21 protein-coding genes are annotated in these 26,818 nt (G+C 68.7%); 10 read left to right on the top strand and 11 right to left on the bottom strand.

Annotated features, from left to right (window positions below):
* The first annotated feature begins 44 nt into the window (after window positions 1-44).
* From J2X20_RS16335 to J2X20_RS16325, 3 genes are all read left to right on the top strand, one after another.
* Window positions 45-5,108 (top strand): alpha-2-macroglobulin family protein, encoded by a 5,064-nt coding sequence (locus tag J2X20_RS16335; protein WP_310266686.1) that lies wholly within the window; start codon window positions 45-47, stop codon window positions 5,106-5,108.
* Between the two features lie 88 nt (window positions 5,109-5,196).
* Entirely contained in the window at window positions 5,197-5,421 is a 225-nt protein-coding gene (locus J2X20_RS16330) for an AbrB/MazE/SpoVT family DNA-binding domain-containing protein (protein ID WP_310266684.1), read from the top strand.
* Between the two features lie 4 nt (window positions 5,422-5,425).
* Window positions 5,426-5,830, top strand: a complete 405-nt coding sequence (locus tag J2X20_RS16325; protein ID WP_310266683.1) for a PIN domain-containing protein — start codon at window positions 5,426-5,428, stop codon at window positions 5,828-5,830.
* A 19-nt stretch (window positions 5,831-5,849) separates the two neighbouring features.
* Here the strand turns inward: J2X20_RS16325 and J2X20_RS16320 are convergent, their stop codons facing one another.
* Window positions 5,850-6,953: an aromatic ring-hydroxylating oxygenase subunit alpha gene (locus J2X20_RS16320; protein ID WP_310266681.1), complete on the bottom strand. Its 1,104-nt coding sequence runs from the start codon at window positions 6,951-6,953 to the stop codon at window positions 5,850-5,852.
* A gap of 67 nt (window positions 6,954-7,020) precedes the next feature.
* Here J2X20_RS16320 and J2X20_RS16315 point away from each other — a divergent pair, with 67 nt between their 5' ends.
* From J2X20_RS16315 to pbpC, 3 genes are read left to right on the top strand one after another with little or no spacing between them, the layout of a single operon-like run.
* On the top strand, window positions 7,021-7,404 hold the full coding sequence (locus J2X20_RS16315; RefSeq protein ID WP_310266679.1) for a YfeK family protein: 384 nt from the start codon (window positions 7,021-7,023) through the stop codon (window positions 7,402-7,404).
* A gap of 8 nt (window positions 7,405-7,412) precedes the next feature.
* Entirely contained in the window at window positions 7,413-7,742 is a 330-nt protein-coding gene (locus tag J2X20_RS16310; protein WP_310266677.1) for a 1-deoxy-D-xylulose-5-phosphate synthase, read from the top strand.
* Window positions 7,743-7,763: 21 nt separating this feature from the next.
* A complete protein-coding gene (gene pbpC, locus J2X20_RS16305; protein ID WP_310266676.1) occupies window positions 7,764-10,100 on the top strand; it encodes a penicillin-binding protein 1C in 2,337 nt (778 codons plus the stop codon).
* A 10-nt stretch (window positions 10,101-10,110) separates the two neighbouring features.
* On the opposite strand, the gene J2X20_RS16300 is transcribed toward pbpC, so the two are convergent.
* A complete protein-coding gene (locus tag J2X20_RS16300) occupies window positions 10,111-10,491 on the bottom strand; it encodes a hypothetical protein (protein WP_310266673.1) in 381 nt (126 codons plus the stop codon).
* An 80-nt stretch (window positions 10,492-10,571) separates the two neighbouring features.
* Here J2X20_RS16300 and J2X20_RS16295 point away from each other — a divergent pair, with 80 nt between their 5' ends.
* A complete protein-coding gene (locus tag J2X20_RS16295; protein WP_310266671.1) occupies window positions 10,572-10,790 on the top strand; it encodes a SlyX family protein in 219 nt (72 codons plus the stop codon).
* 57 nt (window positions 10,791-10,847) lie between these two features.
* On the opposite strand, the gene J2X20_RS16290 is transcribed toward J2X20_RS16295, so the two are convergent.
* A complete protein-coding gene (locus tag J2X20_RS16290) occupies window positions 10,848-11,333 on the bottom strand; it encodes a cupin domain-containing protein (protein ID WP_310266669.1) in 486 nt (161 codons plus the stop codon).
* 36 nt (window positions 11,334-11,369) lie between these two features.
* On the opposite strand from J2X20_RS16290, the gene recQ reads away from it, so the two are divergent.
* Window positions 11,370-13,259, top strand: coding sequence for a DNA helicase RecQ (gene recQ, locus J2X20_RS16285; protein ID WP_310266666.1), 1,890 nt, complete (start codon window positions 11,370-11,372; stop codon window positions 13,257-13,259).
* Here the strand turns inward: recQ and J2X20_RS16280 are convergent.
* The 3 genes from J2X20_RS16280 to J2X20_RS16270 all read right to left on the bottom strand — a co-directional run bounded on the left by J2X20_RS16280 (window position 13,223) and on the right by J2X20_RS16270 (window position 15,171).
* Window positions 13,223-14,101: a sterol desaturase family protein gene (locus tag J2X20_RS16280; RefSeq protein ID WP_310266664.1), complete on the bottom strand. Its 879-nt coding sequence runs from the start codon at window positions 14,099-14,101 to the stop codon at window positions 13,223-13,225. The two genes, recQ and J2X20_RS16280, sit on opposite strands and share 37 nt — an antisense overlap.
* A gap of 16 nt (window positions 14,102-14,117) precedes the next feature.
* A complete protein-coding gene (locus J2X20_RS16275; protein ID WP_310266661.1) occupies window positions 14,118-14,708 on the bottom strand; it encodes a hypothetical protein in 591 nt (196 codons plus the stop codon).
* A gap of 181 nt (window positions 14,709-14,889) precedes the next feature.
* On the bottom strand, window positions 14,890-15,171 hold the full coding sequence (locus tag J2X20_RS16270; protein WP_310266659.1) for a hypothetical protein: 282 nt from the start codon (window positions 15,169-15,171) through the stop codon (window positions 14,890-14,892).
* Between the two features lie 205 nt (window positions 15,172-15,376).
* Here J2X20_RS16270 and J2X20_RS16265 point away from each other — a divergent pair, with 205 nt between their 5' ends.
* Window positions 15,377-18,892, top strand: coding sequence for a Dyp-type peroxidase domain-containing protein (locus J2X20_RS16265; RefSeq protein WP_310266657.1), 3,516 nt, complete (start codon window positions 15,377-15,379; stop codon window positions 18,890-18,892).
* Between the two features lie 64 nt (window positions 18,893-18,956).
* On the opposite strand, the gene J2X20_RS16260 is transcribed toward J2X20_RS16265, so the two are convergent.
* Window positions 18,957-19,304: a hypothetical protein gene (locus tag J2X20_RS16260; RefSeq protein ID WP_310266654.1), complete on the bottom strand. Its 348-nt coding sequence runs from the start codon at window positions 19,302-19,304 to the stop codon at window positions 18,957-18,959.
* Between the two features lie 90 nt (window positions 19,305-19,394).
* Here J2X20_RS16260 and J2X20_RS16255 point away from each other — a divergent pair, with 90 nt between their 5' ends.
* The gene (locus J2X20_RS16255; protein WP_310266652.1) at window positions 19,395-20,186 is read left to right on the top strand and encodes a putative signal transducing protein; all 792 of its coding nucleotides are present in this window, start codon (window positions 19,395-19,397) and stop codon (window positions 20,184-20,186) included.
* A gap of 141 nt (window positions 20,187-20,327) precedes the next feature.
* On the opposite strand, the gene J2X20_RS16250 is transcribed toward J2X20_RS16255, so the two are convergent.
* From J2X20_RS16250 to J2X20_RS16235, 4 genes are all read right to left on the bottom strand, one after another.
* Window positions 20,328-21,746, bottom strand: coding sequence for a pectate lyase family protein (locus J2X20_RS16250; protein ID WP_310266649.1), 1,419 nt, complete (start codon window positions 21,744-21,746; stop codon window positions 20,328-20,330).
* 277 nt (window positions 21,747-22,023) lie between these two features.
* A complete protein-coding gene (locus tag J2X20_RS16245; protein WP_310266648.1) occupies window positions 22,024-25,011 on the bottom strand; it encodes an ATP-binding protein in 2,988 nt (995 codons plus the stop codon).
* Between the two features lie 97 nt (window positions 25,012-25,108).
* Entirely contained in the window at window positions 25,109-26,314 is a 1,206-nt protein-coding gene (locus tag J2X20_RS16240; protein WP_310266646.1) for a hypothetical protein, read from the bottom strand.
* Between the two features lie 197 nt (window positions 26,315-26,511).
* The gene (locus J2X20_RS16235; RefSeq protein WP_310266644.1) at window positions 26,512-26,763 is read right to left on the bottom strand and encodes a hypothetical protein; all 252 of its coding nucleotides are present in this window, start codon (window positions 26,761-26,763) and stop codon (window positions 26,512-26,514) included.
* Between the last annotated feature and the right edge of the window lie 55 nt (window positions 26,764-26,818).

Genomic DNA, 26,818 nt, shown 5'->3' with positions numbered 1-26,818 from the left:
CGAGGCCTGCCTAAACTGCCCTCCACATTGCAGGGAGGATCTCCATGGTCGCGTGGAAGAAGGCCGTCATGGCCCTGGTCGGCGCAGGCGCCGTGGTGGGGGGCGGTTGGTGGGTGGCGCAGAAGTCGTCCGGGCCCGGGCTGCCCAGCAGCGCCGAGATCAGTGGCGAGCAGGCGGCCTTTGCGCTGCTGGATTGCAAGGCGCGACTCTTCGACGGCGCGCCGGCCATCGCGCTGAGCTTCACCCAGCCACTGGATGCCAAGCAGGACTTCGGCGCCCTCGTCACGGCCCAGGAAGGTGCCGCGCCGACGGCCAGTGACGGCAAGAAGGTGGCGCCCGCGCAGGCGAGCTTCAAGCCGGTGGCCGCCCGCTGGGTGCTGGGCGACAACCCGCGCGTGCTCTACCTGCCCTTCGTGACGCCGGACCGCAGCTTCCGCTTCGCCTTCAAGGCGGACCTGGGCGCCCGTGGCGGCGCCAAGCTGGCCACGGCCCAGACCTGCGAGGCCTTCAGCGAGGCCATGCCCGACGCCTACTACTTCGCCAGCCGCGGCCTGGTGCTGCCGGCCGGCCAGAACGGCGGCCTGCCCATCGTCACCATCAACACGCCCGAGGTGGATGTGCAGTTTCTGCGCATCAAGCCGGCCTCGCTGCCAGCCTTCCTGGAGCAGGTGGGCGGCCGGCGCGAGCGCCCCGTCAATTCCGGCGAGGAGGACGGCGAGGGTGGCTATTACTACGACGGCTACAGCGACAACCAGCGCCGCCTCAAGGGCACGGTGAACGGCTGGGTGCTGGACGAGCTGCGCGCGATGAGCGAGAGCGTCTACGTCAGCCGCTTCACGACCGATGCGCGGCCGAATCGCCGCAATGTCAGCTTCCTGCCGGTGGAGAACATCAAGGAGCTGCAGGAACCCGGCATCTACGTGGCCATCATGAACCAGCCCGGCCGCTTCGGTTGGGACTACCAGGTCACGCATTACTACGTGACCGACATCGGCCTGCATCTGCGCCGCCATGCCGAGCAACTGGACGTCTTCACCACCTCGCTGAAGGGTGGCGGTGCGCTGTCGGGCGTCGAGCTCAGCCTCGTCGACGAGGCCGGCAAGGCCATCGCGCAAGCGCAGACCGATGGCGACGGCCATGCCGTCTTTACTGGCCGCAGCGACAAGGCCCGCGCCGTGCTGGCGCGCAAGGGCAAGGAGATGTCGGTGCTGTCGCTGCGCGACGCGGCCCTGGACCTGAGCGAGTTCGACGCCACCGGCCACCCCTCGCGCAGCAACAAGCTCTTTGTCTACTCGGGCCGCGACCTCTACCGGCCCGGCGAGAACTTCCAGGTCTCGGTGCTGGCCCGCGATGCCGACGGCAAGCCGCTGACCAAGCCTTTGCCGATCACGCTGACGGTCAAGAAGCCCGACGGCAGCAAGCTCGTCGAGCAGCTGGTGCAACCCGGCAAGACCGGCACTGGCTACTACCAGCAAGGCATCACGCTGCCCGCCGATGCGCCCACCGGCGGCTGGACGCTGCAGGCCCGCGTCGACCCCGGCGCCAAGACGCCCGATGCGCAATGGGCCTTCAAGGTCGAGGAGTTCCTGCCCGAGCGCATGAAGCTGACGCTGACGGCGCCCGAGGGCGTGCTGACCGGCCAGGGCGGCTTGAGCGTGCAGGCCCAGGGCGACTACCTCTATGGCGCTCCGGCGGCCGGCAACCGCCTGCAGGCCAGCGCCTATTCCGAGCGCCTGGTGATGCCGCTGCCGGCCAAGCTGCCCGGCTTCATCTTCGGCGACCTGGCCGACGACAAGGCCAAGAACAGGCAAGACCTGGAAGAGCAGGAGCTGGATTCGGAAGGCAAGGCCAGCATGGACATCGCGACGGCCTTTGGCGAGCGCAAGTCGCCGATGCGCATCCGCGCGGCCTTCAGCCTGCTGGAGTCGGGCGGCCGCCCGGTGGTGCGCGCCATCGAGCGCAACTGGTGGCCGGCCCCGGTGCTGGTTGGCGTGCGGCCGCTGTTCGACCGCAATGTGTCGGCCGAGAACGGCCTGGCCGAGTTCGAGCTGGCCCGCGTCGACTCGGCCGGCAACTTCAAGCCCGCCAAGCAGGTGCAGGTCAAGCTCATCTATGAGGAGCGCCAGTGGTATTGGCGTTATGACGACGGCCGCGGCTGGAACTCGGGCTTCAACGTCAACGAGGAATTGGTGGAGGCGCGCAGCGTCGCGCTGCAGGCCCGCACCAAGGTCGCCCTGCCGGTGCGCTGGGGCCGCTACCGCCTCGAGGTCATGGACCCCGACACCGGCCTGACCCTGCGTTATGGCTTCTACGCCGGCTATGGCGCCCAGGACGCCGACGACATCGGCAACCGCCCCGACCGCGTGCAGCTCAAGCTGCAGGGCGCGCCCTTCAAGCCGGGCGACGTGGCCAAGCTGGCCATCAAGCCGCCTCATGACGGCGAGGCCATCGTCACCGTCGAAGGCGACCGCGTGCTGTGGACCAAGCGCATCGGCGTCAAGGCCAGCGGCACGGACGTCGAGATCCCCGTCGATGCGAGCTGGGCCCGCCACGACCTCTACATCACCGTCGCCGCCTTCCGCCCCGGCAGCCAGGGCGACAAGGTCACGCCGGCCCGCGCCCTCGGCCTGGTGCACCTGCCGCTGAACCGCGAGGACCGCAAGCCCAAGCTGGCGCTCGCCGTGCCGGCCAAGACGCAGCCGTCGGTGACGCTGCCCGTCAGCGTCAAGGTGCCGCAGCTCGCCGGCAAGCCGGCCATCGTCACCGTGAGCGCGGTGGACGTGGGCATCCTCAACATCACCAACTTCAAGACGCCCGACCCGGCGGACTTCTTCTTCGGCAAGCACCGCTACGGCGCCGACATGCTGGACCTCTACGGCCGCCTCATCGAGAAGATGGAAGGCAACACGGCCAAGCAGCGCTTCGGCGGCGACGCCGGCAAGCGCGACTCGCAGAGCATGCCGCGCAAGGTGCTGCTGGTGGACCTGTTCAGCGGGCCGGTGCAGCTCGACGCCAAGGGCGAGGCGACCATTCAACTGAAGCTGCCCGACTTCAACGGCACGCTGCGCGTGATGGCCGTGGTCTCCAGCGCCGACAGCTATGCGTCTGCGCAGGCCGAGACCGTCGTCGCGGCGCCGCTGGTGGCCGAGCTGAACATGCCGCGCTTCGTGTCGCCCGGCGACAAGGCGACGATTGCGCTGGACGTGACCAACCTCAGCGGCGCGCCGCAGGAGGTCAAGGTGGCCGTGTCGTCCAGCGGTCCGGTCAGGATCAGCGGCGGCGCCGAGACGCTGAAGCTGGCCGACAAGCAGCGCCAGATCCTCAAGTTCCAGGCCGAGGCCCTGGATGCCTATGGCCTGGCGCCGATCACGATCAAGGTCAGCGCCGGCGCCATCAACCTGACGCGTGAAGCCGCGCTGCAGGTCCAGCCCATCACGCCGCTGACGCGCGAGAGCCGCCGCCTGCGCCTGGAGGCCGGCGCCTCGCAGGCCCTGGACAAGGCCCTGCTCGATCCCTACTGGTCCGGCTCGGCCAGCCTGGCCCTGACCGTCTCCACCGTGCCGCCCATCGACATCAAGGACCAGGTCAAGGGCCTGTTGATGTATCCCTATGGCTGCCTGGAGCAGACGACGTCCAGCGCCTACCCGCTGGTCTTCATCGACGACGAAGCGGCCAAGCGCTGGGGCATGACGCCCGTGCCACGAGAAGAACGCGCGAAACGGTTGGACGGCGCCTTTGCCCGCCTGGCCGGCATGCAGCAGCCCAAGGGCGGCTACGGCCTGTGGGCCGCCTCCAGCCCCTACGAGGCCTGGCTGAGCGCCTATGTGACCGGCTTCCTGCAGGACGCCCGCGACGCCGGCTTTGCCGTGCCCGAGGCCCAGATCAAGCGCTCGATGGACAACCTGCTGGAGCAGTTCCAGCGCGCGCCGTCCCAGCAGAGCTCTCCGCCCAAGGACCCCAAGCGCGACGACAAGGGCCGCCTGACGGACTACCGCGATGCCGAACTGCTGCGCGTGGCCCACTCCCACTTCGCCGAGGCCGCCCATACCGGCTACATCCTGGCCCGCGAGCAGAAGGCGCCCCTGGCCACGCTGCGCACCCTGCACGACCAGTACCGCGCCAACGCGCTGTCGCCGCTGCCGCTGGTGCACCTGAGCCTGGCGCTGAAGCTGATGGGCGACGAGGCCCGCGCCAAGGTGGCGTTGGATGACGCCATGATGCGCGGCTACGGCTACCAGGTGGACGACGGCTATTGGGGCTACTGGCTGGGCGACTACGGCTCACGCGTGCGTGACCGCGCCCTGGCCTATGCCCTGCTGCTGCGCCACAAGGTGCAGCACGAGAAGCGCGAGAACCTGCTGTTCGACCTCGGCGACGACTTCAGCAAGCGCAACTACTACTCCACCCAGGAGCGCCTGGCCCTCTTCCTGGCCGTGCAGTCCTCCAGCGCCAACGCCGGCAAGGACGACGCCTGGAAGACCTCGGTCAGCATCGGCCCCAAGGCCGAGCCCTGGACCGGCAACGGCGTGGGCCAGCAGAGCTTCAGCGGCGCCCAGCTCAAGAGCGGCATCGCGCTGAAGAACGACGGCACGGCGCCCCTCTTCATCGACGTCACCGCCCAGGGCTATCCAACCAAGCCCCAGGCACCGAGCAGCGACCGCATCTCAGTGGAGCGCGCGATGTTCACCGTCGAGGGCAAGCCGGTGACGGCACGCCAATTCACGACCGGCGAGATGTATGTCGTGCGCCTGCGCGTCAAGGCCGGCCAGACCATCAAGGACGGCCTGGTCGTGGACCGCATCCCGGCCGGCTTCGAGATCGAGAACCTCAACCTCAGCCAGGGCCCCAAGGCCGGTGAGTTCACGGTCGAGGGCGTCAACATCGCCCAGGCCAATGCCAACGAACGCATCGTCCACACCGAGTACCGCGACGACCGCTTCGTGGCCGCCGCATCGCTGGGGTCGCAGCTGGAGATGTTCTACCTGGTGCGCGTTGTGACACCTGGGCGTTACGTGGTACCGGCGACGTTTGCCGAGGACATGTACCGGCCGGAGATCCGCGGCATCGGCAAGGCGGAAGGGGAGATCACGGTGGTGGACAAGAAGTGACGGCTAGCTCCACTGGCGAAATCAATCCGGACGTCGCTTGCGCATTGTGCGTCAAATCCTTACGATTTGCTGATTCGAAAGGAATTCCATGGCTGACGCCACCCTCACCGCCAAAGGCCAGACCACCATCCCCAAGGAAATCCGCGAGCGCCTGGGGCTGGAGGCGGGCGACAAGCTGGTGTTCACCGCGCTCAGCGACGGCACCGTCGTCATGCGCGCGAAGACGCGTCGTCTGCTCGACCTTGCTGGCAGCCTGACGCGGCCGGGCCAGCCGGTGGTCGGCGTGGACGAGATGAAGCCCTTGCGCGGTTGACACGGTGAGCGTTGCCATCGACACCAATGTCCTCGTGCGCCTGTTGGTGCGGGACGACGTGGCGCAATTCAACGCAGCCAAACGCCTCGTTCAGCAAGCTGAAGGCTCCGGCGAGCCGCTGTTGATCGTGCTGGGCGCGCTGCTGGAAACCGAGTGGGTGCTACGCAGTCGCTACAGGCTCGACAAGCCAGCGATTGCGACGACCTTTGCGCACTTGCTTGAAAGCGATGGGGTCACCTTCGAGCACGAGCCTACGGTCGAAGAAGCGCTCTACATCTGGACCCAGCACCCGAGCGCCGACTTTGCCGATTGCCTGCTCAATGCTCGCGCGGCTCAAATGGGCCGGACGAGATTCGTGACCTTCGATGCTGGCGCTGCGAAGTTGCCGCGCGGCGAACTGCTGGCGTGAGGGCCAGTGCGGCTCGGCCTCAAGCCTCCATCGCCCGCCCAATCAACCGATGGAAGTGATGCACCCCCTGCTCCCTGGTCGGCGAGTAGCGCCCGTGTTGGTAGAAGCGCGAGCGCAGGCCCTGCTGCACCGTCATGACGACGGCCTCGTCTTCCATCTCGACCTCGTCGAGTGCGCCGCCGGCACCGCTGCCCAGCAGCGCGGGCTTCCAGACATAGGAGCGGAAGCGAACCCGCGTGCGCGCCGGGCCTACCGGCGTGACCTGGTTCAGCGACAGGCCCCAGGGGTAGAAGTTCAGCATCAGATTGGGGAAGACCCACCAGTAGTAGGCGGCGATGCGCTGGCCGAATTCGGCGGCCTCGGGCGGCAAGTCAAACGCCGCCTCGTCGGCGCGGGCCACAGCGAGCTGCAGATTGCTCCAGTCGTGCAGCTCGTAGCGGTACTGGCTCAGGTCCAGCGTCTTGGTCAGGCCCGGATGCACGAAGGGGATGTGCAGGCCCTCGAGGTAGTTCTCGACATACAGCGCCCAATGGGCATCGAACTCGTAGTCGCGGCTGCGGCTGGCGTCGAGCCTGAAGTCCTGCAGCGGCAGCCAGTGCAGGCGCTGCATGGCCGGGCCGAAGAAGGCGTCGAAGCTGTCGAGGGGGTCTTCCAGCGCGACAAAGCCCTGGCCGCCCCAGTCCTGCAGCGGGACTTTGGGCAGGTGGTCGCAGGGGCGAGGGAAGTCCAGGGCCTGCTGGAACTCGGGCATGAAGGTCATTCGTCCGTCCAGCTCGAAGCGGCGCGAGTGGTAGCCGCAGCGGATCTGTGCCGCGCCCTGGCAGGGCTGCTGGATGAGGATGTTGCCGCGATGGGTACAGACATTGCTGAGGCAGCGCAGCGCGCCCGCCGCGTCGCGCGACAGCAGCAGGGGCTCGTCCAGGCTGCCGGGCAACAGCGTCTCCGGCTGCAGGCTGCCCGGCGTCTGCACGCCATGCAGGTCGGCCAGCCACTGCCAGCTGCGCGCCAGCACTCGCTCGTATTGCAGGCGCTGGGCGGCGGGGTCGAGATAGAAGGCCTTGTCCAGGGTCTCGGCGCGTGCGACCTCGGGGTGGACCTGCCAGCGGGAAGCGATGTCGTTCATGCAGCAGTTTTACCCCTGCGTCCGACGCCGTCGGGCGCGTGTTTGTCCTCGTAGCATCAAGCTCATCATGCGTACCGTTTTTGCTCTCCTGTTCACGGTCATCGCGGCTGCCGCGAATGCCGCGCCGCTGCCGCCCGCTGCACGCACCGAGGTCGATGCGCTGCTGACCCGCCTGCAGTCCTCCGGCTGCGAGTTCAACCGCAATGGCAGCTGGTATGCCGGCGCCGACGCTAAGGCCCATCTGCTGAAAAAGCTGGACTATCTCGAAGACAAGGACATGGTGAAGACGGCCGAGCAGTTCATCGAGAAGGGGGCGTCCACCAGCAGCATGAGCGGCAAGGCCTATCTGGTGCGCTGCGCGGGCAAGGCGCCGGTGGAGAGCGCGCAGTGGTTGAAGGCGGAGCTGCAGCGGCTGCGGGCGGCGCGTGCAGCATCGGCGCCAGCGAGGTAACGGCAGCCATGAAGAGCCGCATCATGTACATCGAGTTCAAGGCGGGTGGCCTCATCGGTCCCGCGCGGATCGGGCGAGTCAGTTTCTCGAAGTCGGGTGCCACGCTGTACTACGCCGGCAAGGCATTCCAGAGTCAAAAAGGCAGCGGCTTCAAGTCCAACTACTTCGACGTCGAATCCGGTGATGCCTATTGGATTTCAGGGCCACGCAAAGACGGGCGAGACAGCCTGTACCCCACCCATGTCGAAACTATCGTCGACGCGGATGTGCACGACGAGTACTGGTCCAAGATCCGCGGATTGCCAATTCCAGCGCGCCGAGCCGACGCGTCGGAATGAAGGCGCACGCAGCCTTTGACCATGCGCCTGCCAGCCTCCCGCCTGCGCCGCTTCGAGCTTGTCCTCGCCGCCGTGCTGCTGCTTGTCCTCGCGCTGGACTTCGCCTTCCCCCTGCCCACGCCCGCCAGCGATTCGCCCACGCTGACCGTCCTGGCCGCTGACGGCAGCCCCTTGCGCGCCTGGCCCGGTGATGACGGCGCGCAGCGCCACCCGACCACGCCCGAGGCCGTGTCGGCCCACTACACCGAAGCCCTGCTGCACTACGAGGACCGCTGGTTCCGCTGGCATCCGGGAGTCAACCCGGTGGCCCTCGCGCGCGCGGCCTGGCAGTGGGCGCGGCATGGGCGCATCGTGTCCGGCGGGTCGACGCTGACCATGCAAGTGGCGCGGCTGGTGGACGAGAAGGCGGCCGGCCGCAGCGTGCCCGCCAAGCTGCGCCAGATCGTTCGCGCCCTGCAGCTGGAGCTGCATTGCAGCAAGCACGAGATCCTGTCGCTGTATCTGAACCTCGCGCCCATGGGCGGGCCGCTGGAGGGCGTGCAGACGGCCAGCCGCGCCTATCTTGGCAAGGGGGCGGCCGATCTGTCCAAGGCCGAGGCCGCGTTGCTCGTCGCCCTGCCGCAGTCACCGACGCGGCTGCGGCCGGACCGGGCCGTGGCGGCTGCGCAGACGGCGCGCGACAAGGTGCTGACACGCATGCAGACCCTGGGTGTCTGGAGCGCCGCCGATGTGGCCGATGCCAAGCTGGAGCGCGTCTTCGCGCCGCCGCTGCGCGCCCGCTGGCTGGCGCCGCTCGCGGCCGAGCGCGTACGCCAGGACGCCAGGCGCCATGGCAGCGCGCCGCCCGTCATCCAGACCACGCTGGACGCCGGCCTGCAGGCACGCCTGGAGCAGCTGCTGACCGACAGGCTCAACAGCCTTCCCGATGCCGTGTCACTCGCCGCCCTGGTGGTGGACAACCGCACGCTGGAAGTGCGCGGCTATGTCGGTTCGGCCGACTTCACCGACGCGCGACGCGGCGCCCATGTGGACATGGTGCGCGCCAAGCGCTCGCCGGGCTCCACGCTCAAGCCCTTCCTCTACGGCATGGCGCTGGACGAAGGCCTGATCCATTCCGAGAGCCTGCTCATCGATGCGCCGCAGAACTTCGGCGGCTATGCGCCGGGCAACTTCCAGGCGGATTTCTCGGGGCCGGTCAGCGTCAGCGAGGCCTTGCAGCGCTCGCTGAACGTGCCGGCCGTGGACCTGCTGGACCGCCTCGGCCCCGAGCGCTTTGCCGGCCGCTTGCGCCATGCCGGCTTGAGGCTGCGCATGCCGGCCAATGCCGCACCCAACCTGAGCCTCATCCTCGGCGGCGGCAGCACGACGCTGGAGGAGCTGGTGGGCGCCTACACGGCGCTGGCACGCGGCGGTATCGCCGCTCGGCCGCGCTTGACGCCTGATGAGCCGCTGAAGGAAGCGCGGCTGATGAGCGAGGGCGCCGCCTACATCGTCCGCGAGATCCTGGAGAACGGCGGCCGGCCCGGTTCGCCGTTTCGCGAAAGCGGCCAGCGCGTGGCCTGGAAGACCGGCACCAGCTTTGGCTTTCGCGACGCCTGGGCCCTGGGCGTGACCGACCGCTACACCTTCGGCGTCTGGATAGGCCGGCCCGACGGCACGCCCAACCCCGGCCATTTCGGCGCCAATTCCGCCGCGCCATTGCTGCGCGACCTGGCCGCGGCATTGGGCCCCGCCGAAGCCCGCCAGCAGCTGGCGCCGCGCCGCAAGCCTGACAACGTGGTGGCCGTGCCCATCTGCTGGCCGCTGGGCCTGGCCGAATCGGCCACCGACCCGGCGCTCTGCCTGCAGCGCCGCATCGCCTGGACGCTGGACGGCGCCGTGCCGCCCACCCTGCCCGACCGCCTGCGCCCCGGCTCCTTGGCCGAGCCCGTCTGGGTGGCAGCGGGCCAGCGCGTGCAGCCCGGCTGCGCGCCCACGGCCGAGCGCTTCGACGCCGTGCGTTGGCCGGCCCTGCTCGGCCCCTTCCTCGATGCCGAGCAGCGCCACCCCATGGAGCGCCTGCCCTGGCGGGCCGACTGCGCCGGCAACCAGCCCGTGGCCAACCGGCTGCGCGTCGTCGGCCTGGAGCCGGGCACGGTGCTGCGCCCGGCGCCGGGGCAGCGCGATGTGGTGCTCAAGCTGCAGGCCATCGGCGCCCAGCAGGGCACGACCTGGCTGCTCGACGGCCAATGGATGGCCGACAGCCCCAAGGCGGCGGCCGCGCAGACGCTGCGCGTGGAGAGGGCCGGCAATCACCGGCTCACGGTCATGGACGGCCAGGGTCGCTGGGCGCGGGTGGAGTTCCAGATGGCGCTGTAGCGTCGGAGGGCTAGACACGCCTCCTGGCCCGGTACGCCAGAAAGTAGCTGAAGTAGTAGGCCGGGCTCAGGAAGGCCGCGACCACCATGACCAGGAACAGGCGTGGCCAGAAGCTGCTGGACATGGCACCCCAGTCCATGATCGTGCCAACCAAGAAGTCCAGGCAACTCAGCCAGAAGATGAGCCTCCAATAGCGCGCGAGGCGTGGCGCGTTCCATTCCAGCACGACGATAAGCACGGCTGCTGCCAACGAGATGGCGGAGATCGATGTCAGGACCGCGAGGGCGGTAGAACGACCGAGGTCGATGTCATCGAAGGCCGCAAGCTGACCGAATACCGCAACCAAGGTCGCGTAGGCCGCGAGCAGCAGCTTGATGCAGAACTTGAGCAAGATGGTTGGCCCCAACGTTGAAGGAAGCGCTCGCCGCCGACGGGTCGGCGATGCTCACTGACTTGCGGCACCATACCGCCATGGACACCCTGCAAGCCCTGGAACAACGCATCACCGACCTCGAGATCAAGGCCAGCTTTGCTGAAGACACGGTGGAGCAGCTCAACCAGGTCGTCGTGCGCCAGCAGGAGCAGATCGACCGGCTGGTGCGCGAGCTCGTCGAACTGCGCAACCGCGCCACGGCGGCCGAGCCCGATGGCGTGCGCAGCCTGCGTGACGAGCTGCCGCCGCATTACTGACGACTTCGGGGCTGGACCTGGCCCGGTACCCCGGGGCAGCTCCGGCCTCGACTGATTTCAGGGCTCCCCGTCCCAGTAATCCAGCCCCGCCTCCTTGCGCTGCAGCAGCCTCAGCCCCGGCGCGAAGGCGCCGACCTTGCCCGAGTCCGGATAGACGCAGATCTCCGGCTCCTTCTGCGTGCTGATGCTGAGGTAGTGCAGCGGCGCGTCGGACGTGTTGATGATGTGGTGGGGGTACTCGGGCCCCGCCGGGATGTTGATGGTGTCGCCGGCGCGGATGGGCACCATCTCCCCGGCCACGCGCAGCGTGCCTTCGCCCTGCAGGATGATGAACATCTCCTCCTCGGCGTAGTGGTAGTGGTAGGGGCAGCCCATCTGGCCAGGGGCCAGGATGTCGAAGCTGGCGCCCATCTGCTGGGCGGCGGTGCCCTTGGACAGGGAGGTGGTTTCGGTGTCGTAGCGCGGCGCGCGAACGAAGCGCTCGCGCGGCGCTTCATTGAAATTGCGGATCAGGGTCTGACGCAATTCAGAGGGGGTAGGCATGGGGCTCTCCAAGGCTCCTGGGACAATGGCGGTTGAATGAATCCGCCCGTGCATCTTCCAAGCCCCACCGACGACCTGCAATCCGCAGCCCACCAGGTCCTGTCAGCAGTCTTCGGCTACACCGCCTTCCGCGGCCAGCAGGCCGACATCGTCGAGCAGGTGGCCGCCGGGGGTGACGCCCTGGTGCTGATGCCCACCGGCGGCGGCAAGAGCCTGTGCTACCAGGTGCCCGCCATCCTGCGCCACTCGCGCGGCCAGGGCGTGGCCATCGTCGTGAGCCCGCTGATCGCGCTGATGCACGACCAGGTCGGCGCGCTGGAGGAGGCCGGCGTGCATGCCGCCTTCCTGAACTCCAGCCTGACCGGCGAGGAGGCCAGCCGCATTGAGCGCGAGATGATGAGCGGGCGCCTGACACTGCTGTATGCCGCGCCCGAGCGGCTGACGACGCCGCGCTTCCTGGCCCAGCTGGCCTCGCTGCAGGAGCGCGGCCTGCTGTCGATGTTCGCCATCGACGAGGCGCACTGCGTCAGCCAGTGGGGGCATGACTTCCGCTCGGAGTATCTGCAGCTCAGCCTGCTGCACGAGCGCTTCCCCGAGGTGCCGCGCATCGCGCTGACGGCCACGGCCGACGAGCTCACAAGGCGCGACATCATCGAGAGGCTTCAGCTGCAGGACGCCCGCGTCTTCATCAGCAGCTTCGACCGGCCCAATATCCGCTACCTGATCGCCGAGAAGAGCGCCTCGCCGCGCGAGCAGCTGCTGCGTTTCATCCGCGACGACCACGAGGGCGAGGCCGGCATCGTCTATTGCCAAAGCCGCAAGAAGGTTGACGAGACGGCCGTGTGGCTGGAGAGCGAGGGCATGAAGGCCCTGCCCTATCACGCCGGCCTGGACGCCGACGTGCGCCGCCGCCACCAGGACCGCTTCCTGCGCGAGGACGACCTCATCATGGTCGCCACCATCGCCTTCGGCATGGGCATCGACAAGCCCGATGTGCGCTTCGTCGCCCACCTGGACCTGCCCAAGAACATCGAGGCCTACTACCAGGAGACCGGCCGCGCCGGCCGCGATGGCGCGCCGGCCGAGGCCTGGATGACCTATGGCCTGGCCGACGTCGTCAACCAGCGCCGCATGATCGACGAGAGCCCGGCCGACGAGACCTTCAAGCAGGGTCAGCGCGGCAAGCTGGACGCGTTGCTGGCCCTGGCCGAGGCGACGGACTGCCGGCGCGTGCGCCTGCTGAACTATTTCGGCGAGGACGCCCAGCCCTGCGGCAACTGCGACAACTGCCTGAACCCGCCGGCCACCTGGGACGGCACCGAGGCGGCGCGCAAGCTGCTGTCCTGCATCTACCGCTTCCACCAGCGCGGCGAGCGCTTCGGCGCCGGTCATCTCATCGACGTGCTGCGCGGCAAGGTCACGGACAAGACCCGGCAATACGGCCACGACCAGCTGTCGACCTGGGCTTGCGGCGCCGACCTGTCCGAGCAGCAATGGCGGGCCGTGCTGCGCCAGCTGATCTCGCTGGGCCATGTGGCGGCCGAGGGCGAGTTCAACACCCTGGCCCTGCAGGACAGCGCCCGGGCGGTGCTCAAGGGCGAGGTGGAGTTGCACCTGCGCGAGGCCGAGGAGAAGAAGCCACGCGGCAAGTCAAAGACGGCGCGCGGCGGTGCCAAGCCGAAGACCGATCCGGCGCTGGGCCTGGATGCCGAGGGTCAGGAGCGTTTCGAGGCGCTGAAGGCCTGGCGCTCCGAGGTGGCCAAGGAGCATGGCCTGCCGGCTTACGTCATCTTCCAGAACACGACGCTGGCCGAGATGGCGCGCGTGCTGCCGGGGGACCTCGCCGAGCTGGGCGAGATCAGTGGTGTCGGGGCGAAGAAGCTCGAGGCCTATGGCCGCGAGATTCTTCGCGTGCTCGGACGCTGAGTCGCTGCTCGGCTCAGCTCCTTCCTGAACGGGCTGGCCAGCTGCGCGACCAGCGTGTCGGGCAGCTCACGGTCGGCGCCGTACGACGCGGGGAACTGCTGCGCCGGCAGGTGGTAGGTGCCGAACAGGCGGTCGATCCAGGGAAACAGCGCCGCGTAGTTCTTGTTCAGCGTGCCCGGCATGTTGGCGTGATGCCAATGGTGGAAGGCCGGGGTCACGACGATCTGCTCCAGCCAGCCCAGGCGCCACTTCAGGTTGGTGTGGATGAAAAACGCCCATAGCGTGGTGAAGGCCAGGTAGACCGCGACCGCCGCGTCCAGCCCGTCGTTGGCCTGGCGGATGCCCAGCACGATGATGGGCACCGCCGACACGGCGCGGGCGAAGACCAGGTCCAGCGGGTGGGCGCGCGTGTTGACCAGCCAGTCCAGCTCGGTGGGGCTGTGGTGCACGGCGTGCAGGCGCCACAGCCACGCATTCTCGTGCGACCAGCGGTGCGCCCAGTAGAAGGCCAGGTCACCCAGCACGACCATGGCGACGACGCGCATCGTGAAGGGCAGGCTCGCGACCCAGGCATAGAAGCCGGCTGGGATGAGGCCGCTGGCAAACCAGGCCAGCGCGACGGTCGCCACCATGGTCAGGAAGGGCGGAAGCAGGCCGCCCAGGAAGTAGTAGCCGACGTCCTGCGCCATGTCGCGGCGCAGGAAGCGTTGCTTGCGGATGGCAAAGCGACGCTCCAGCAGGCCGAACATCAGCGCGACGACCAGCAGCCAGACGGCCAGGCCGAGGGCCTTGCCCGGCAGCGCCGCCGCCAGCATCTGCCACTGCTGCCAGATCTGGCTCAAGGCGCTCTGCGTGTGACTAAGACGCCGGGCGGCGGCGCCGCAGCTTCAATGCGCCGATGCCCACCAGGCCCGCCAGCAGCAGGTGCTGCATCGAGACTTCGGGCACCGCCGCCGCGCTCAGCGAGATGCCGTCGACATTGAGGATTTCCGGGTAGGAACCCGGCAGGAATTCGGCCGCGAAGGTCAGGGCCTGCACCGTGGCTGTCGCCGTGAACGTCATCGTCGACTGCACCCAGGTCTGCACGCTGGCCGTGGTTTGCTGGCCCGTCTGGGTCTGCGTGCCGAAGGTGACGCGCCATTGCTGCAGCGCATTGGGGCTGAGCGAGGTGTGGTTGGACATCGAGTAGAAGCTCAGCTCGTAGCTGGCGCCGATCTGCAGCCCTGACACGACCTGCGTGATGCCGACAGCGTTGAAGCGGGGGGCGAAGGAGTCGAGGTCCTGGATACCGAAATAGGAGCCGGCGTCCGGACTGGGGTGGTTCTCGAAGGATTGCCAGGACTCGCCGGTGGGCACCACGAGCGTCCACCCGGTAGGCGCTCCCGCGCCCGAGAAGTTCATCGAGCCATTGATGACCAGGTTGTCCGCGGCCTGGGCCGCGAAGGGCATGGCAAGAAGCCAGGGCAGATGTTTGAGCACCATCGCGGACCACCATCGTTGAGTGACGAGGAGGTGGACCCTATGCCGGGCTGGATTGCGTCAGTATCCCTAGGCTCTCGCGGGGCGCGCATTCGCGGGGTGGGCGAGCCACGTATTCACCCCCAGGGGACACCCGGGCTGTTCAGGGAGGTCAGCGGACCGCCGGGGTCACGTCGGCGCTGGCGACCTGGGTGCCGTCCGGCGTGCGGCGGCCTTCGATGACGACCCGCGGCAGCTGGGCAATCGTCGGCTCCGGCGTGCTCACGCCGCTGATGACCACGCGGTCCAGCTTGACGACTTCGGGCGCCTCAGTGGGCGTGGTGATGGTCATCCAGGTGGCGCCGGTCAGGGCGACCAGGGCGACGAGGATGGCGGCGCTGACGGCTTGCAGGCGGGTGCGGGCGGCGGCGGTGGTGGTGCTGATGCGGTTCATGGCTTACTTCTTTCTCTCTGGTGTGCCGCCAGTGTGTTCTCGAGAGGCTCTGCGATCTAAGGGTTTGCGATAGGTTGCCGCTTTTCGCGGATGAAATGCGTCCGGCGTGGATCGGCGGCGGCATCGTCAAATCTGAGGGCGCACCCTGACCCCGCCGTCATGCGGTACCGGGATACTCCTCCCCTAAAAGCTAGGGAGAAAAGTCATGGCACGGGGCAACGACGTCCAGCTCGGTGGTATCACCGACCTGAATCTGCTGGCTGACATCAAGCGTGGCTTTGTCGACGCGCTCGAGGTGGTCACCTATGTGGACCGCCTGCGCAAGGTGCTGAAGACGCTCAACGGCCTGCGCCTGGGCTCGCGCGAGTCCAGCTCGCCGGCCTCGCCCTATACCGACATCGTCGCCCGCTGGCGCATCGTCCACTCCTTCCGCTGGAGCATCGTCGACGGCAAGGATGGCGCCCCCGACCGGCTGCTGCTGTCCGTCAACTTCGACGGCGGCTGGGAGCCCTATATGCGCGTCATCTGGGACCAGCTCGGCTCGACGCTGGACCTGATGCTCTGCCACACCGAGGGCTACACGCTGTCGCGCCACTGCAGCTTCGAGACCTATGCGCGCTGGGTGCGCGAGCACGAGATCTCGGCCGACTTCCTCTTCATCGAGTCCGGCCGCAGCGTGGGTGACGGCGAATATCTGGCCCGGCTGGAGGCCGCCCAGCGCGGCCGCGCCAACGAGTTGGCGTTCAACCGCGTGCGCGCGCCGGCGTCGGGCGAGACGCCGCCTCTGCCCACGGGCGACAAGGAGCGCTTCGCCATGGCTGCGCGTGGCCTGCTGCCGTTGGCGGGGCTGTACACCCTGCAGCGCTTCTTCGGCGCCGAGGCATCCGACCGCGACTGCCTGCTGCGCGCCACGCATGACGTGCTGTTCGAGCTGCGCCAGCTGAACACCGCCGAGCAATTCCCCCAGGACGGCGGCAAGACCGCCGGTGGACAGCTGCGGCTGCGCCACCACGAGATGCTGGCCTGGTTCGAGCAGCTCCTGCCCGAGCCGGAAGTGCAGGCGCGCAAGCTGTCGCTGAAGCCCGGAGACCTGCAGTGCTGCCTGCTGACCAAGCCGCCCGGCAACCGCGGCGGCCTGGTGCTGCTGCGCGTGGCCCAGCCGACCCAGGCCGTCGCCTGGCTCAGCACGGCGCCGGTGCAGCGTGACAACGAGGATGGTGCCCAGCTGGCCGTCTGGCGCCAGGTCGCGTTGACCCTGGCCGGCCTCAAGGCCCTGGGGCTGCCGGCCTCGCGGCTGGACCGCTTTCCCCAGGCCTTCAAGGAGGGCATGGCCGCCCGCGCCGGCCTGCTGGGCGATGTGCGCCACAACCACCCGACGCACTGGGTGCTGGCTCAGCATGTCAACAAGGTCGACCGCATCGACCCGGCAAATGCCCATGTCCTCGTGCAGCTGCGCTTTGCCGCGGCCGAGCCGGGCGAGCACTTCAGCGCGGCCGACGACCAGCGCCTGCACGAACTGGCCGAGGCCCTGACCGTCAACACGGGCCTGGCCCTGATGGCCATCGAGCCCATGCGCAGCAACGCGGCCGACAAGGAGCACTTCGGCTTCAAGGACGGCATCAGCCAGCCGGTGCTGGGCGGTGAAGCGACGGGCCAGTCCTGGGACGATCGCGTCAAGACCGGCGAGATCCTGCAGGGCTTCCCGACCGAGCGCGACAAGGGCCATGCCGTGCCCGAGCTGCCCGACGCGCTGCTGGACCGCGGCAGCTTCTTGGTCGTGCGCAAGCTGCGCCAGTACACCGGCCGCTTTGCCAAGCGCACCTATGAGCAGGCCAAGAAGATCGGCCTGGACCATGAGCTGGTGCTGGCCAAGCTGATGGGCCGCTGGCAGGACGGTCGCCCGCTCGCCGCCCCCGGGACGGTCGGCAACGACTTCAACTTCGCCAAGGACAAGGAAGGCTCGGCCTGCCCCTTCCATTCGCACATCCGCCGCACCAATCCGCGCGACCTCGCCGGCACGGCCTTCTCGAAGAATCGCATGCCGCGCATCCTGCGCCGCGGCATGAGCTATGGCGCGCCGGTCCACCCCGATGCGCCGGACGACGAGGACCGCGGCCTGGTCTTCATGGCCTACAACGCCCACCTGGCCGAGCAGTTCGAGGTGGTGCAGCGCTGGGTGGCCGGCGGCAATGCCAGCGGCGGCTACTCGGCCCAGAGCGACCCGCTGCTGGGTGTCGTCGACGGCAGCGGCGGCCCGCGCCTCTTCCCTTTCGAGGTCGACGGCAAGCCCCATGAGATCGACCTCGGCCCCGACCCCTTCGTCACCCTGCAGTGGGGGGCCTATTTCTTCGTGCCCTCCATCGCCGCGCTGAAGGCCTTGCCCGGCCTGGTCGAGCTGCCCCTGCCGCTGCCGGCCCCCACGCCCCTGCCCGAGCGCATTCCCGACCTGCGGAACATGGCCGCCGTGCAGCTGTGGCTGGAGGACACCACCAGCCGCGACGCCGCCTGGGCCTGGGTGCGGGCCCAGCCCGGCGGCGTGGTCGACACGGCCTATGGCGTGCTGGTGGGCGCGGCCGAGCGCGTCTGCGAGGTGCTGAGGAACGCCCCCGACCGTTACTCCGTCAGCGGCTACGGCGAGCGCATGCACGACTCCATCGGCGTGGGCTATCTGGGCCTGGACGACGACACCGGCCACCGCGAGCAGGCCCCCGTCATCAACGCCGCCATCGAGGCGTACCGCGAGGAGGACTGCTATGCCCTGGCCTGCCGGGTCGCCAAGGGCGGCCTGCAGCAGCTGAAGGACGAAGCCCATGCGCTGCTGAACGCTTTTCCGGCTTCGCAAAAACCCAAAGACCTGCCGACCGACACGCCGCTGGACTTCGAGCGACTCAGCGAGGGCGTGCTGGCCAAGCTCTGCCAGCTCTGGTTCGGCCAGCCCGACGGCCGCCACATCTGGGGCACCGAGTTCCATGCCGAGGCGCCCGCCCAGGGTGTGGCCGCACGCTGCCCGCGCGACCTCTTCAAGGTCTCGCGCCATGTCTTCGGGCCCTACCCGACCGAGGCCGTCAAGGCCGAGGGCCGCGCCGCCGGCCGCCGCTTCACGGCCGCCGTCGAAGCCTGGCTGGCCGAGCCCGGCACCGTGCTGCCGCCGCTGGCCGCAAAGATCGTCGATGCGGCCAAGGCCTTGCCCGACTCGACCCCCGACCTGACCGCGCGCACGCTGGCCGGCATCATGCTGGGCTTCCCACCCACCACGCATGCCAACCTGCTGACCGCGCTGGTGGCGTGGACGCAGACGCGCAAGCTGTGGGAGCTGCAGACGCTGTGGCATGAGGTGGCCCCCGATCCCCAGACCCAGATGCGCCCCTACGCCGAGGCCGTGGCGCGCTTGCGCCCGACCCTGGTCGCGACGCTGACCCAGCGCCCCACGCCCTTCCAGGTCTGGCGCAAGGCCAAGGTGGCCCACAAGCTGGGGCCCGTGGACGTCGAGCCGGGCCGTGTCGTCGTCATCGGCCTGGGCTCGGCCACACAACAGGACCCTTTACGCCACCACGTCGCCTTCGGCGGCGACTGCAACGACCCCCAGGGCCGCCCGCCGCATGCCTGCTCGGGCTATGGCATGGGCATGGGCGTCATGCTGGGCGTCATCGCGGCGGTGCTGGATGCAGGGGTGCTGCGCTACACGGGGGCGCAGACGATGGTGGCGATGGGGGTGGATTGAAAGCGCTGAGTGCTGTCTGCTTTTCATCCCATACCGAAGGGAACAACTTTTGATGCTTGGCTCACTATCTCGTGCGTCGCTTCCGAAGCAGGCGCTTGAGTACGCGGGCTTTGTGCTCGCCCATTGCGCAGTCATTGCCGATGGCAACCGGGAGGGCGAGCTCATCTGCCCCTTGGCCGTCGTAACGGGAAGCGATGGAAGGCAGGTCATCGCCTTCGAGTCTGAGACCCAACAGGAGGCCGTCGCCAAAGGCATGAGCCACCACTACAGTGTTCTGCAGCGCTTTGGCAGAGGAGCCCACCAAGAGCTCTATCTCATTGGAGAAGCGGAGTTGCTTGCACACAAGACTTAGCAAGCCGAGGCTGTTTTGCATTGGGGCCAGACGGCGCTCGCGCAAGGTATCGCTTCCCATCCCCAAGGGTCGAGGTGGGCAGAGTGGCGAGCGCAATGACTTTCAACTGCAGCATGCGGCGCGAGCCCGATTGCTACTCTAGACCCAGCGATGAAGACACTCTACGAAGCCGCCAACGCCATTGAAGCCCACATGCTGGTCGACCTGCTGAAGCAGGAGGACATCCACGCGCAGATCCAGGGCGAGGCGCTGCAGGGGGCCATGGGCGAAGTGCCCATGAACGGCCTGGTGCGACTGCTGGTCGCGGAGGAGGATCATGCCGCGGCGCGAGCCATCATCGATCGATGGGAAAGCACCGAGGTCGCACCCACGCCCGGTCCCAAACCCACCTCCAGGTCGGCAGGGCTGCGAGGCCTGTTGCTGGGGCTCGCTGTCGGCGTTGGCGCTACCTACGCGGCCTATCGAGCACCCGTCACCAGCGACGGCATTGACCATGACCGCGATGGCGTACTCGATGAGAAGTGGACGTTTTCACCCAACGGCCTGCTGCTGAAGTCGGAAGTCGACCGCAACTTCGATCGCAAGGTCGACTACGTGGCGCACTACAACACCCGCGGCGTCATCGACTCCGTCGAGTCGGACGACAACTTCGACGGCGTCTTCGAAACCCGGCAGGGCTTCCGCAAAGGCAATATCGAATTCACGGAGACCGACACCGATGGCGACGGCTTTGCCGATCTGCGCACCCTCTTTGTCCATGGCGTGGCGGATACCGTCGAGTTCATCGACCCGACATCGGGCAAGCCCTGGCGCGTCGAGCATTTCACCCTGGGCGTGCTGCAGTTTGCCGACGTCGACACCGACAAGGACGGCAAGCTGGATCAGCGGATCAGGTATTCCAGGCTGGCCGAGGTGATCTCCAGAGAGGCACTGCCGAAGTAGGTGGAACGGGAGCCGGAAGAATGGAAGCCAAGTTCATCGAACCGGCCCCCGCAGGGCGACTCAAATTCATGCTGTGCTGGAGCACAGCGGCGCTGACCGAATGAAGCCGGCCCCGCCATGCGGCGCCGGCTCTTCATTTCATCAGCAACTGACCTTGGCGAAGCCCGTCCCCGCCCCCGCCGCCGCCGGCAGCTTCTGCTTCACGCACGACGGCGCCTGCAGCGTGTAGCTGTAGGGAATGCCGAGCGGGAAGTTGGCGGTCGTCACCCAGTCGGTCGCATCCCGCGACGGTGAGGAGCCGCTGGCCACCCAGGTGATGCCATAGGTGGCGAAGTCGGCCGGGCTCGTGATGTTGTTGCCGCGCAGCTGCCAGTAGCCGATGGACGAACTGTCGCGCGAGGTCACCGGGTTCTGGGAGTTCTCGAACCAGTTGCCCTCGATCAGCGAGTAGCCGCCCATGCGGATGTTGGCGCCCGAGGTCAGCACGCCGCTGTACAGGTTGTTGTACAGGTGCGTGTAGCCGGCGCGCTGCAGCGGCAGGCGTGAGCCGACATCCTTGTAGTGGTTGTGGTGGAAGGTGATGAAGCGGTCGCTGGCGTCGCTGTCGCTGGAGCCGATCAGGCCAACCTTGTGGTGGTCGTGGATGTAGTTGTAGGAGTAGGTGATGTGATGCGCACCGGCCTTGTTGTCGACGAGGCCGTCGAACTCCAGGTCGCCCGCGCCGCTGCATTCCTTGAGGCTGCTGAACAGGGTGTTGTGGTCGATCCAGATATAGCCCGGCGTGCCGCCGCTCTGGCCCTCGATGCCGATGGCGTCGATGCTGCCGGGCAGCAGGCCGATGGTCATGTTGCGGATGATGATGTTCTGCGCGTTGGCCTTGATGGCCAGGCCGAAGTTGGCCGCCGAGCCGTTGGCGCCTTCGATGGTGACGTTGCTCTTGTTCTTGACCTCGACGATGGCGCCGGCGGGCTTTTGCCACTGGGTGCAGGCATCGGGGATGGTGCCGAAGTCGAACGTGCCGGTGTAGCGCAGCACCAGGCCGGAACTGCCGTCGTAGGCGTTGAGGGCGGCCTGCATCGCCGCGGCGGTGCTGACGGTCACGGGCGTCTTGCTGCCGCCGCCGGTCACGGTGCCGGCATAGCCTCCGCTGGCGCCGGCCGGGGCGGGGGCGGGGCTCGGTGCGGGCGAAGGTGCCGGCGTGGGGGCCGGGGTGGGCGCTGGCGTGGGGGCGGGTGTCGGGGCCGGGGAAGGCGCCGGGCTGCCGACCGGGCCGACGGCGCACTTCTTGGTGATACCCGGATTGGGGTCGGAGCCAAAGGTGGCCACCGTGCAGGCGATGTCGCCGCTGAGGTTCTTGATGACCCATTTGTCCTTGATGCCGAAGGACACGGGACGGGTGGCGGTGCCGGCCTTGCAGGTCTCGCCTTCGTCGGCGCATTTGGAATAGCCCGAGGGCCAGTCGACGGCCTGGGCGGCCGTGGCGGCCAGCAGCAGCGACATGGCGGCGCCGGCGGAGCGCACGGCGGGCAGGGGCGGGGGGGTGAGTTTCTTCGTGATCACGGTTGTCTCCGGTCGTTGTGGGGCGCGCGGTTTCCTTCCGGATGCGCGCAGCTGTCCGTCGCAGGGCCGGGGAGTGGCCGCCACGAAGGCTGTCGGGGCAAGGGAGAAGAAAACCGGTGGAGACGTCAGGCCGCTACCGGTCGATCCGCGCGCATCGGCGCGGCGACTGCAGGTCGGTGCGGCATCGCCGCCGCACATCGCGAATCAATGATGGAACATCGTTCCGATTTAATGGATGCGTGGTTTCACGTAGCCGATGGCTGCGACGCCACAGCGTTCAGAGTTGCAGGGCCCGCTCCAGGAAACCGGTCATGCCCAGGCGCTCGAACTCGCGGCCGGCGCGGTCGCGGGCGGCCTGCCAGTGGTCGTCCAGGCGCAGCTCCGCTTCCAGCAGGGCCGTGACGGCGGCCTCGTGCAGGGAGTTGCGTTGCTCGCCGGCGCCGCGGGCCAGGCCCAGATAGCGCTTGGCGCGCCCGATGTCGCCCATCCGCGCCGCCAGGCGGGCCGCGGCGCGGTAGGCCATGGCGCCGCCAATCCAGTCATGCTGACGGCCACGCCGGAGGGCCTTGGCCACATGGTGGCGCGCCGCGCCGGCGTCGCCCTGGGTGGCCAGGATGTCGGCCAGCCAGCCATGCTGGAAGCTGCTGTACAGGCCGCCACCGCGCGGCGCCAGCCAGGCGGTGGCGTCCAGGATGTGCTGGCGGGCCGTGGGGTCGGCCTCCTGCATCCAGGCGCCGTAGGCGCCGGCCGCATGGCCCATGGCGCAGGTGAACATGCTGCGCACCTGGGCGCCGACGCGGTGGGCGACGAGGGCGGCCTCGCGGGCCTCGGCCCAGCGGCCCTGCCACAGCAGCACGGCGGCGCGCCAGCCCTGGATGCTGGCCTCGACCGCGTGCCCGCTGCCGTCGAAGGGCGCAAGGGCCTCGGCGAAGATCTCGTGGGCCTGGTCGAAATGGCCCTGGTCGCCCAGCACATAGGCGCGGCAGCACAGCGAGAAGGACAGGCCGATCTGGTTGACCGCGCTCTTGCGGGCGCGGGCGCGCTGGCGGGCGATGGCCAGGTCCAGCATGGGCAGGGCGTTGACGTAGTCGGCCGCGGCGGCCTGCAGCTGGCCAACGGTGCCGGGCAGCTGGGCCAGCAGGGCGTTGTCGCCGCAGTCCTGGGCCATCTCGACGGCGGCGCGGGCGTGGCGCAGGCTGTCGCGCGTCTCGCCCAGCGCGTAGCCGACATAGGACAGCCAGTATTCGGTGCGGGCGATGAGGCCGGTGTCACCGCTGGCCTTGGCCAGGTCGGCGGCATGCTTGAGCACGCGCAGGTCGTCCTGCGAAGCGTCGAAGACGCAGGCCATGCCCAGGCGCTGGGCGATGGCCACCCAGCGGCGGCGGCGCTCGCGTCCCTGGTCGTCCCCGTCGGGCAGGAACTCCAGCGCCGCCAGGGCGGCGCGAAACTGTTTCTTGGCGCGGTCCAGGGCCGAGGCGGCCAGGGCCTGGTCGCCGGCGGCCTCGGCATGGTGGGCCGCGGCGGGCCAGTCGTTGGCGGCGGCGTCGTGATAGGCCAGCTGTTCGTGCAGCTCGTTGCCGCCGTGGGCAGCCAGCTCGGCGCTGATGCGGCGGTGCAGGGCCTGGCGCTCGTGCAGGCCGGTGGCCTCGTAGACGACGTCGCGCGTGATGCCGTGCTTGAAGCGCAGATGGCCGGGTCGCTGGTCGGGGAAGATGAAGTCCTGGGCCGCCAGGGCCTGCACGGCCGGGTGCTGCTCACCGCAGCCGGCCAGGGCCTGCAGCAGCCAGACCGGAATGACATTGCCGATGACGGCGGCCACGCGCACCAGCTGGGCCTGTTCGGGCGGCAGGCGGCCGACGCGGGACTCCACCAGGGCGGCCAGCCAGGCCGAGCTGCTCTGGCCGGCGACCAGGCCTTCGCCGGTGTCGGCCGCGGCGTGGCAGAGCTCCTCGATGAAGAGGGGGTTGCCGCCGGCGTGGCGCTGCACTTCGGCGGCGATGAAAGGGTCGATCTGCGGCAGCAGCTGCTGCACGGCGCGGGCGGCCTCGGTCTCGGTCAGCGGCGGCAGCTCGATGAGGTCGGCGTCGCTGTCGTTGGCCCCAGGCAGACTCTGCAGGGCCGCGCTGGTGGGCAAGGGGCGGCTGGCGGTCAGCAGCAGCAGCGGCAGGCCCTCGCGCTCGGCGCCGGCACGCAGGCGGTGCAGCAGGCGCAGCGAGGCGTCGTCGGCCCATTGCAGGTCATCGATGAAGACGAGCTGGGGCGTGCGCCGCGCCAGCGCCAGCAGCAGGGTCAGCAGGGCGTCGGCGCGCTGGCCGGCCTGGCTGTGCTGGGCGGCGAAGAGCTCGGGCGGTGCGTCGTGCAGGCCGTCCAGGGCGCGCAACATCTGCAAAAAGGGCTGCAGGGGCTCGGCGCTGAGATAGCTCTCGCAATAGCCGCGGTGGACCTGGACGGGCCTCTCGGCCTGGTCGGCCGCGTGGCGCAGGAATTCCTCGGTGAGCCGGGTCTTGCCCACGCCGGCACCGGCGCGTATGCCCAGCCACAGCGTGCGGCCGTACAGGGTGCGGGCCAGGGCGGCGTCCAGCGTGGCCAGCTCGTGGCCGCGGCCGACGAAGGGGGCGAGGCCGCGGCGCATGCTGGCCTCGTAGCGCCGGCCCACCGGTGCGCGGCCGAACACGCGGTAGGCCGCCAGCGGCGTGGCGCGGCCGCGCAGCTGCAGCGAGAAGCGCGGGCCGGTGTCGAAGAACTGGCTCTGCAGGCCCAGGCTTTCCTCGCTGGCAATGATCTCGTCACGCTTGGCGGCTTCGGACAGGCGGGCGGCGATATTGGGCGCATTGCCCAGCAACTCGAAGCGGCCGCGCATCTGATCACCCTCGTTGACGAGGACGATGCCGGCGTGGATGCCGCTGTGCAGGGCCAGGCCGGGGAAGTCGGCGGGGCGGGGGCCGGGGGGCTGCAGTTCGCGCACGGCGGCGTGCAGCTCCAGCGCGGCCTCGGTGGCACGGCGGCCATCGTCCTCGCGCACTTCGGGGTGGCCGAAGACGGCCAGCATGCCGTCGCCCTGGATGCGCGCGATGACGCCGCCATGGTGGGGCACGATGCGCTCGTACAGCGCGCGCAGGCCGGCCAGCATGGCCGCGTAATGCTCGGCCTCCATCCATTCGGCCATCGCGGTGGAGCCGCTGAGGTCGACGAAAAGCAGGGTCAGCAGCCGGCGCTGGCCGACGGGGGCAGGTGTTGCAGCGATGGGAGCGGAGGACTCGGTCACGGCGCCGTCGATCCTAGCCGCTGCGCCTGGGCGGTAACCGCATGAACTGCCCGTTTTGGAGATCCGGCTCTAGCGCCTTGTAACCTGTTGACCTTCGTCAACCTTGCAGCGGCTGGAAATCGGTGTCCGCCACGGTGCGCGGTGCGTCGGGGGGCAGGTCTTCCTCGCGCAGGCCGAGATAGATGGGCTCGCCATTGCGGCGATGGATGTTGATCTTGGCGTTGTAGACGCGGTGGATCAGCCCATGCTTGTCGGCCATCTGGTATTCGCTGATGCCCCACAGGCCGGTGCTGTCGCGCCGGCCGGTCAGGTAGCAGGCGATCTCGTCGACCTCGGAGCCGGCGAGCTTCAAGCCGTTGAGGCTGCGCAGCGGGGCACGGGTGCGCTCGACGAAGTCCAGGCTGTCGATGCGCACGTCCTCGCCGCTGGCCTCGTCGTGCATCAGCGTGTTGAACTTGCCGACCAGGATCTGGCCCGGTTCGGCGCGCTCGATCATGCGGGCGAGCTCGATGGTGACCTGGCCGACCAAATAGCTGAACGAGGTCGGGTTCAGGCCTTCGGATTGGTAGAACTCGTAGTGCGAGCCGACGTGGAAGCACGCGCGCAGCTTGGGCACGGACTCGGGCCGCGTGGCGCGCTCGCGGGCCAGGGCGTTGTCGGCCAGGATGAATTGCATCAGCTGGTAGAGCTCGACATTGGCCTCGACGCCGCGCATGCGGTTCCAGATGTAGAAGCCATCGCCCGTCGTCGTGCGAGCGAAGTTGATGTTGATCTCGCGGTCCAGCAGCTTGGCATAGGCCGCATTGACCGAACAGGACAGGCTGTTGAGCTGCACCACCTGCTGCAGAGGCGTCAGCAGCGAGAAGCCGACGGCGTCGAACAGGATGACGGCGCGGTCCTCGACAAGGCGGATGCCGTAGCGCGCAGCGATGGCAGCGATCAGCGGCAGCCCCAGGCCCCGTTCGGGGTTGAAGGGCAGCTCGATGACCTTGGGCGTGACGCCCAGGGCGGCGGCCACGCTGTCGAAGGCCTGCTTGTCCAGGTGCTCCTGGTTGGACAGCAGCTTGTCCAGCAGCCGCGTGCGCCGCGTCACCTCGGTCAGCGGCGAGGTGCCGTCGCCCAGCGTGTACTCGGTCAGCATCTGGTGCGGCGCGACCAGCACGCGCAGGCCGCGGCTCTCTGGCGTCCAGGCGTAGATCAGGTTGTCGCCCAGGCTCCACAGCGTGTAGAGGGCCTGGTCGAGCAGGATGATGTTCTCGCGCAGGGCGGTTTCGCTCAGGCCGGCGGGGGCCGGATAAGCCATGAAGCCATCCAGCCAGGACCGGCGTTTGCGCAGCTCTTCTTTCACAAGCGGGCTCCAATCAGAAGCCCGGATTGTCTTTCAGAGCTGCGTGATTTTTTCACGCCAAGCCGACTCGTCGGCACAGCACCGGCCACCGGCCTGCTGCGCCGGCGACTCGGCTCGGGTGTCGGGGGTCATCTGAATCGTCATGCGAGGACTCAGGCGCGGCGTGCGGTGATGGTCACGCGGGGCAGTTGCTGCACTTGGGCGACTTCGCGGACGGCATAACCGGTGACGACGACACGCGGCAATTGAGCGACCTGAGGGGCGACTTCCTTGACGGCCTTGCCGGTGATGACGACGCGGGGCAGCTTCTGCACTTCCTGGGGAGCGGCGCTGGCGGCGAAGGCGGTGAACGCGAAGGCGGCGACGGCGGCGGCTTGGATCAGGACGGTGGCGGTGGTCTTCATGATGCTTCCTTTCGGGCTTGTCACAGCGGGATTGCTGTGTCGATGGAAGCAGTTT

The sequence above is a fragment of the Roseateles saccharophilus genome, from assembly GCF_031458095.1.
GTDB classification, from domain to species: Bacteria; Pseudomonadota; Gammaproteobacteria; order Burkholderiales; family Burkholderiaceae_C; genus Pelomonas; species Pelomonas saccharophila_A.
This window is presented reverse-complemented; position numbering and strand designations above follow the sequence as displayed.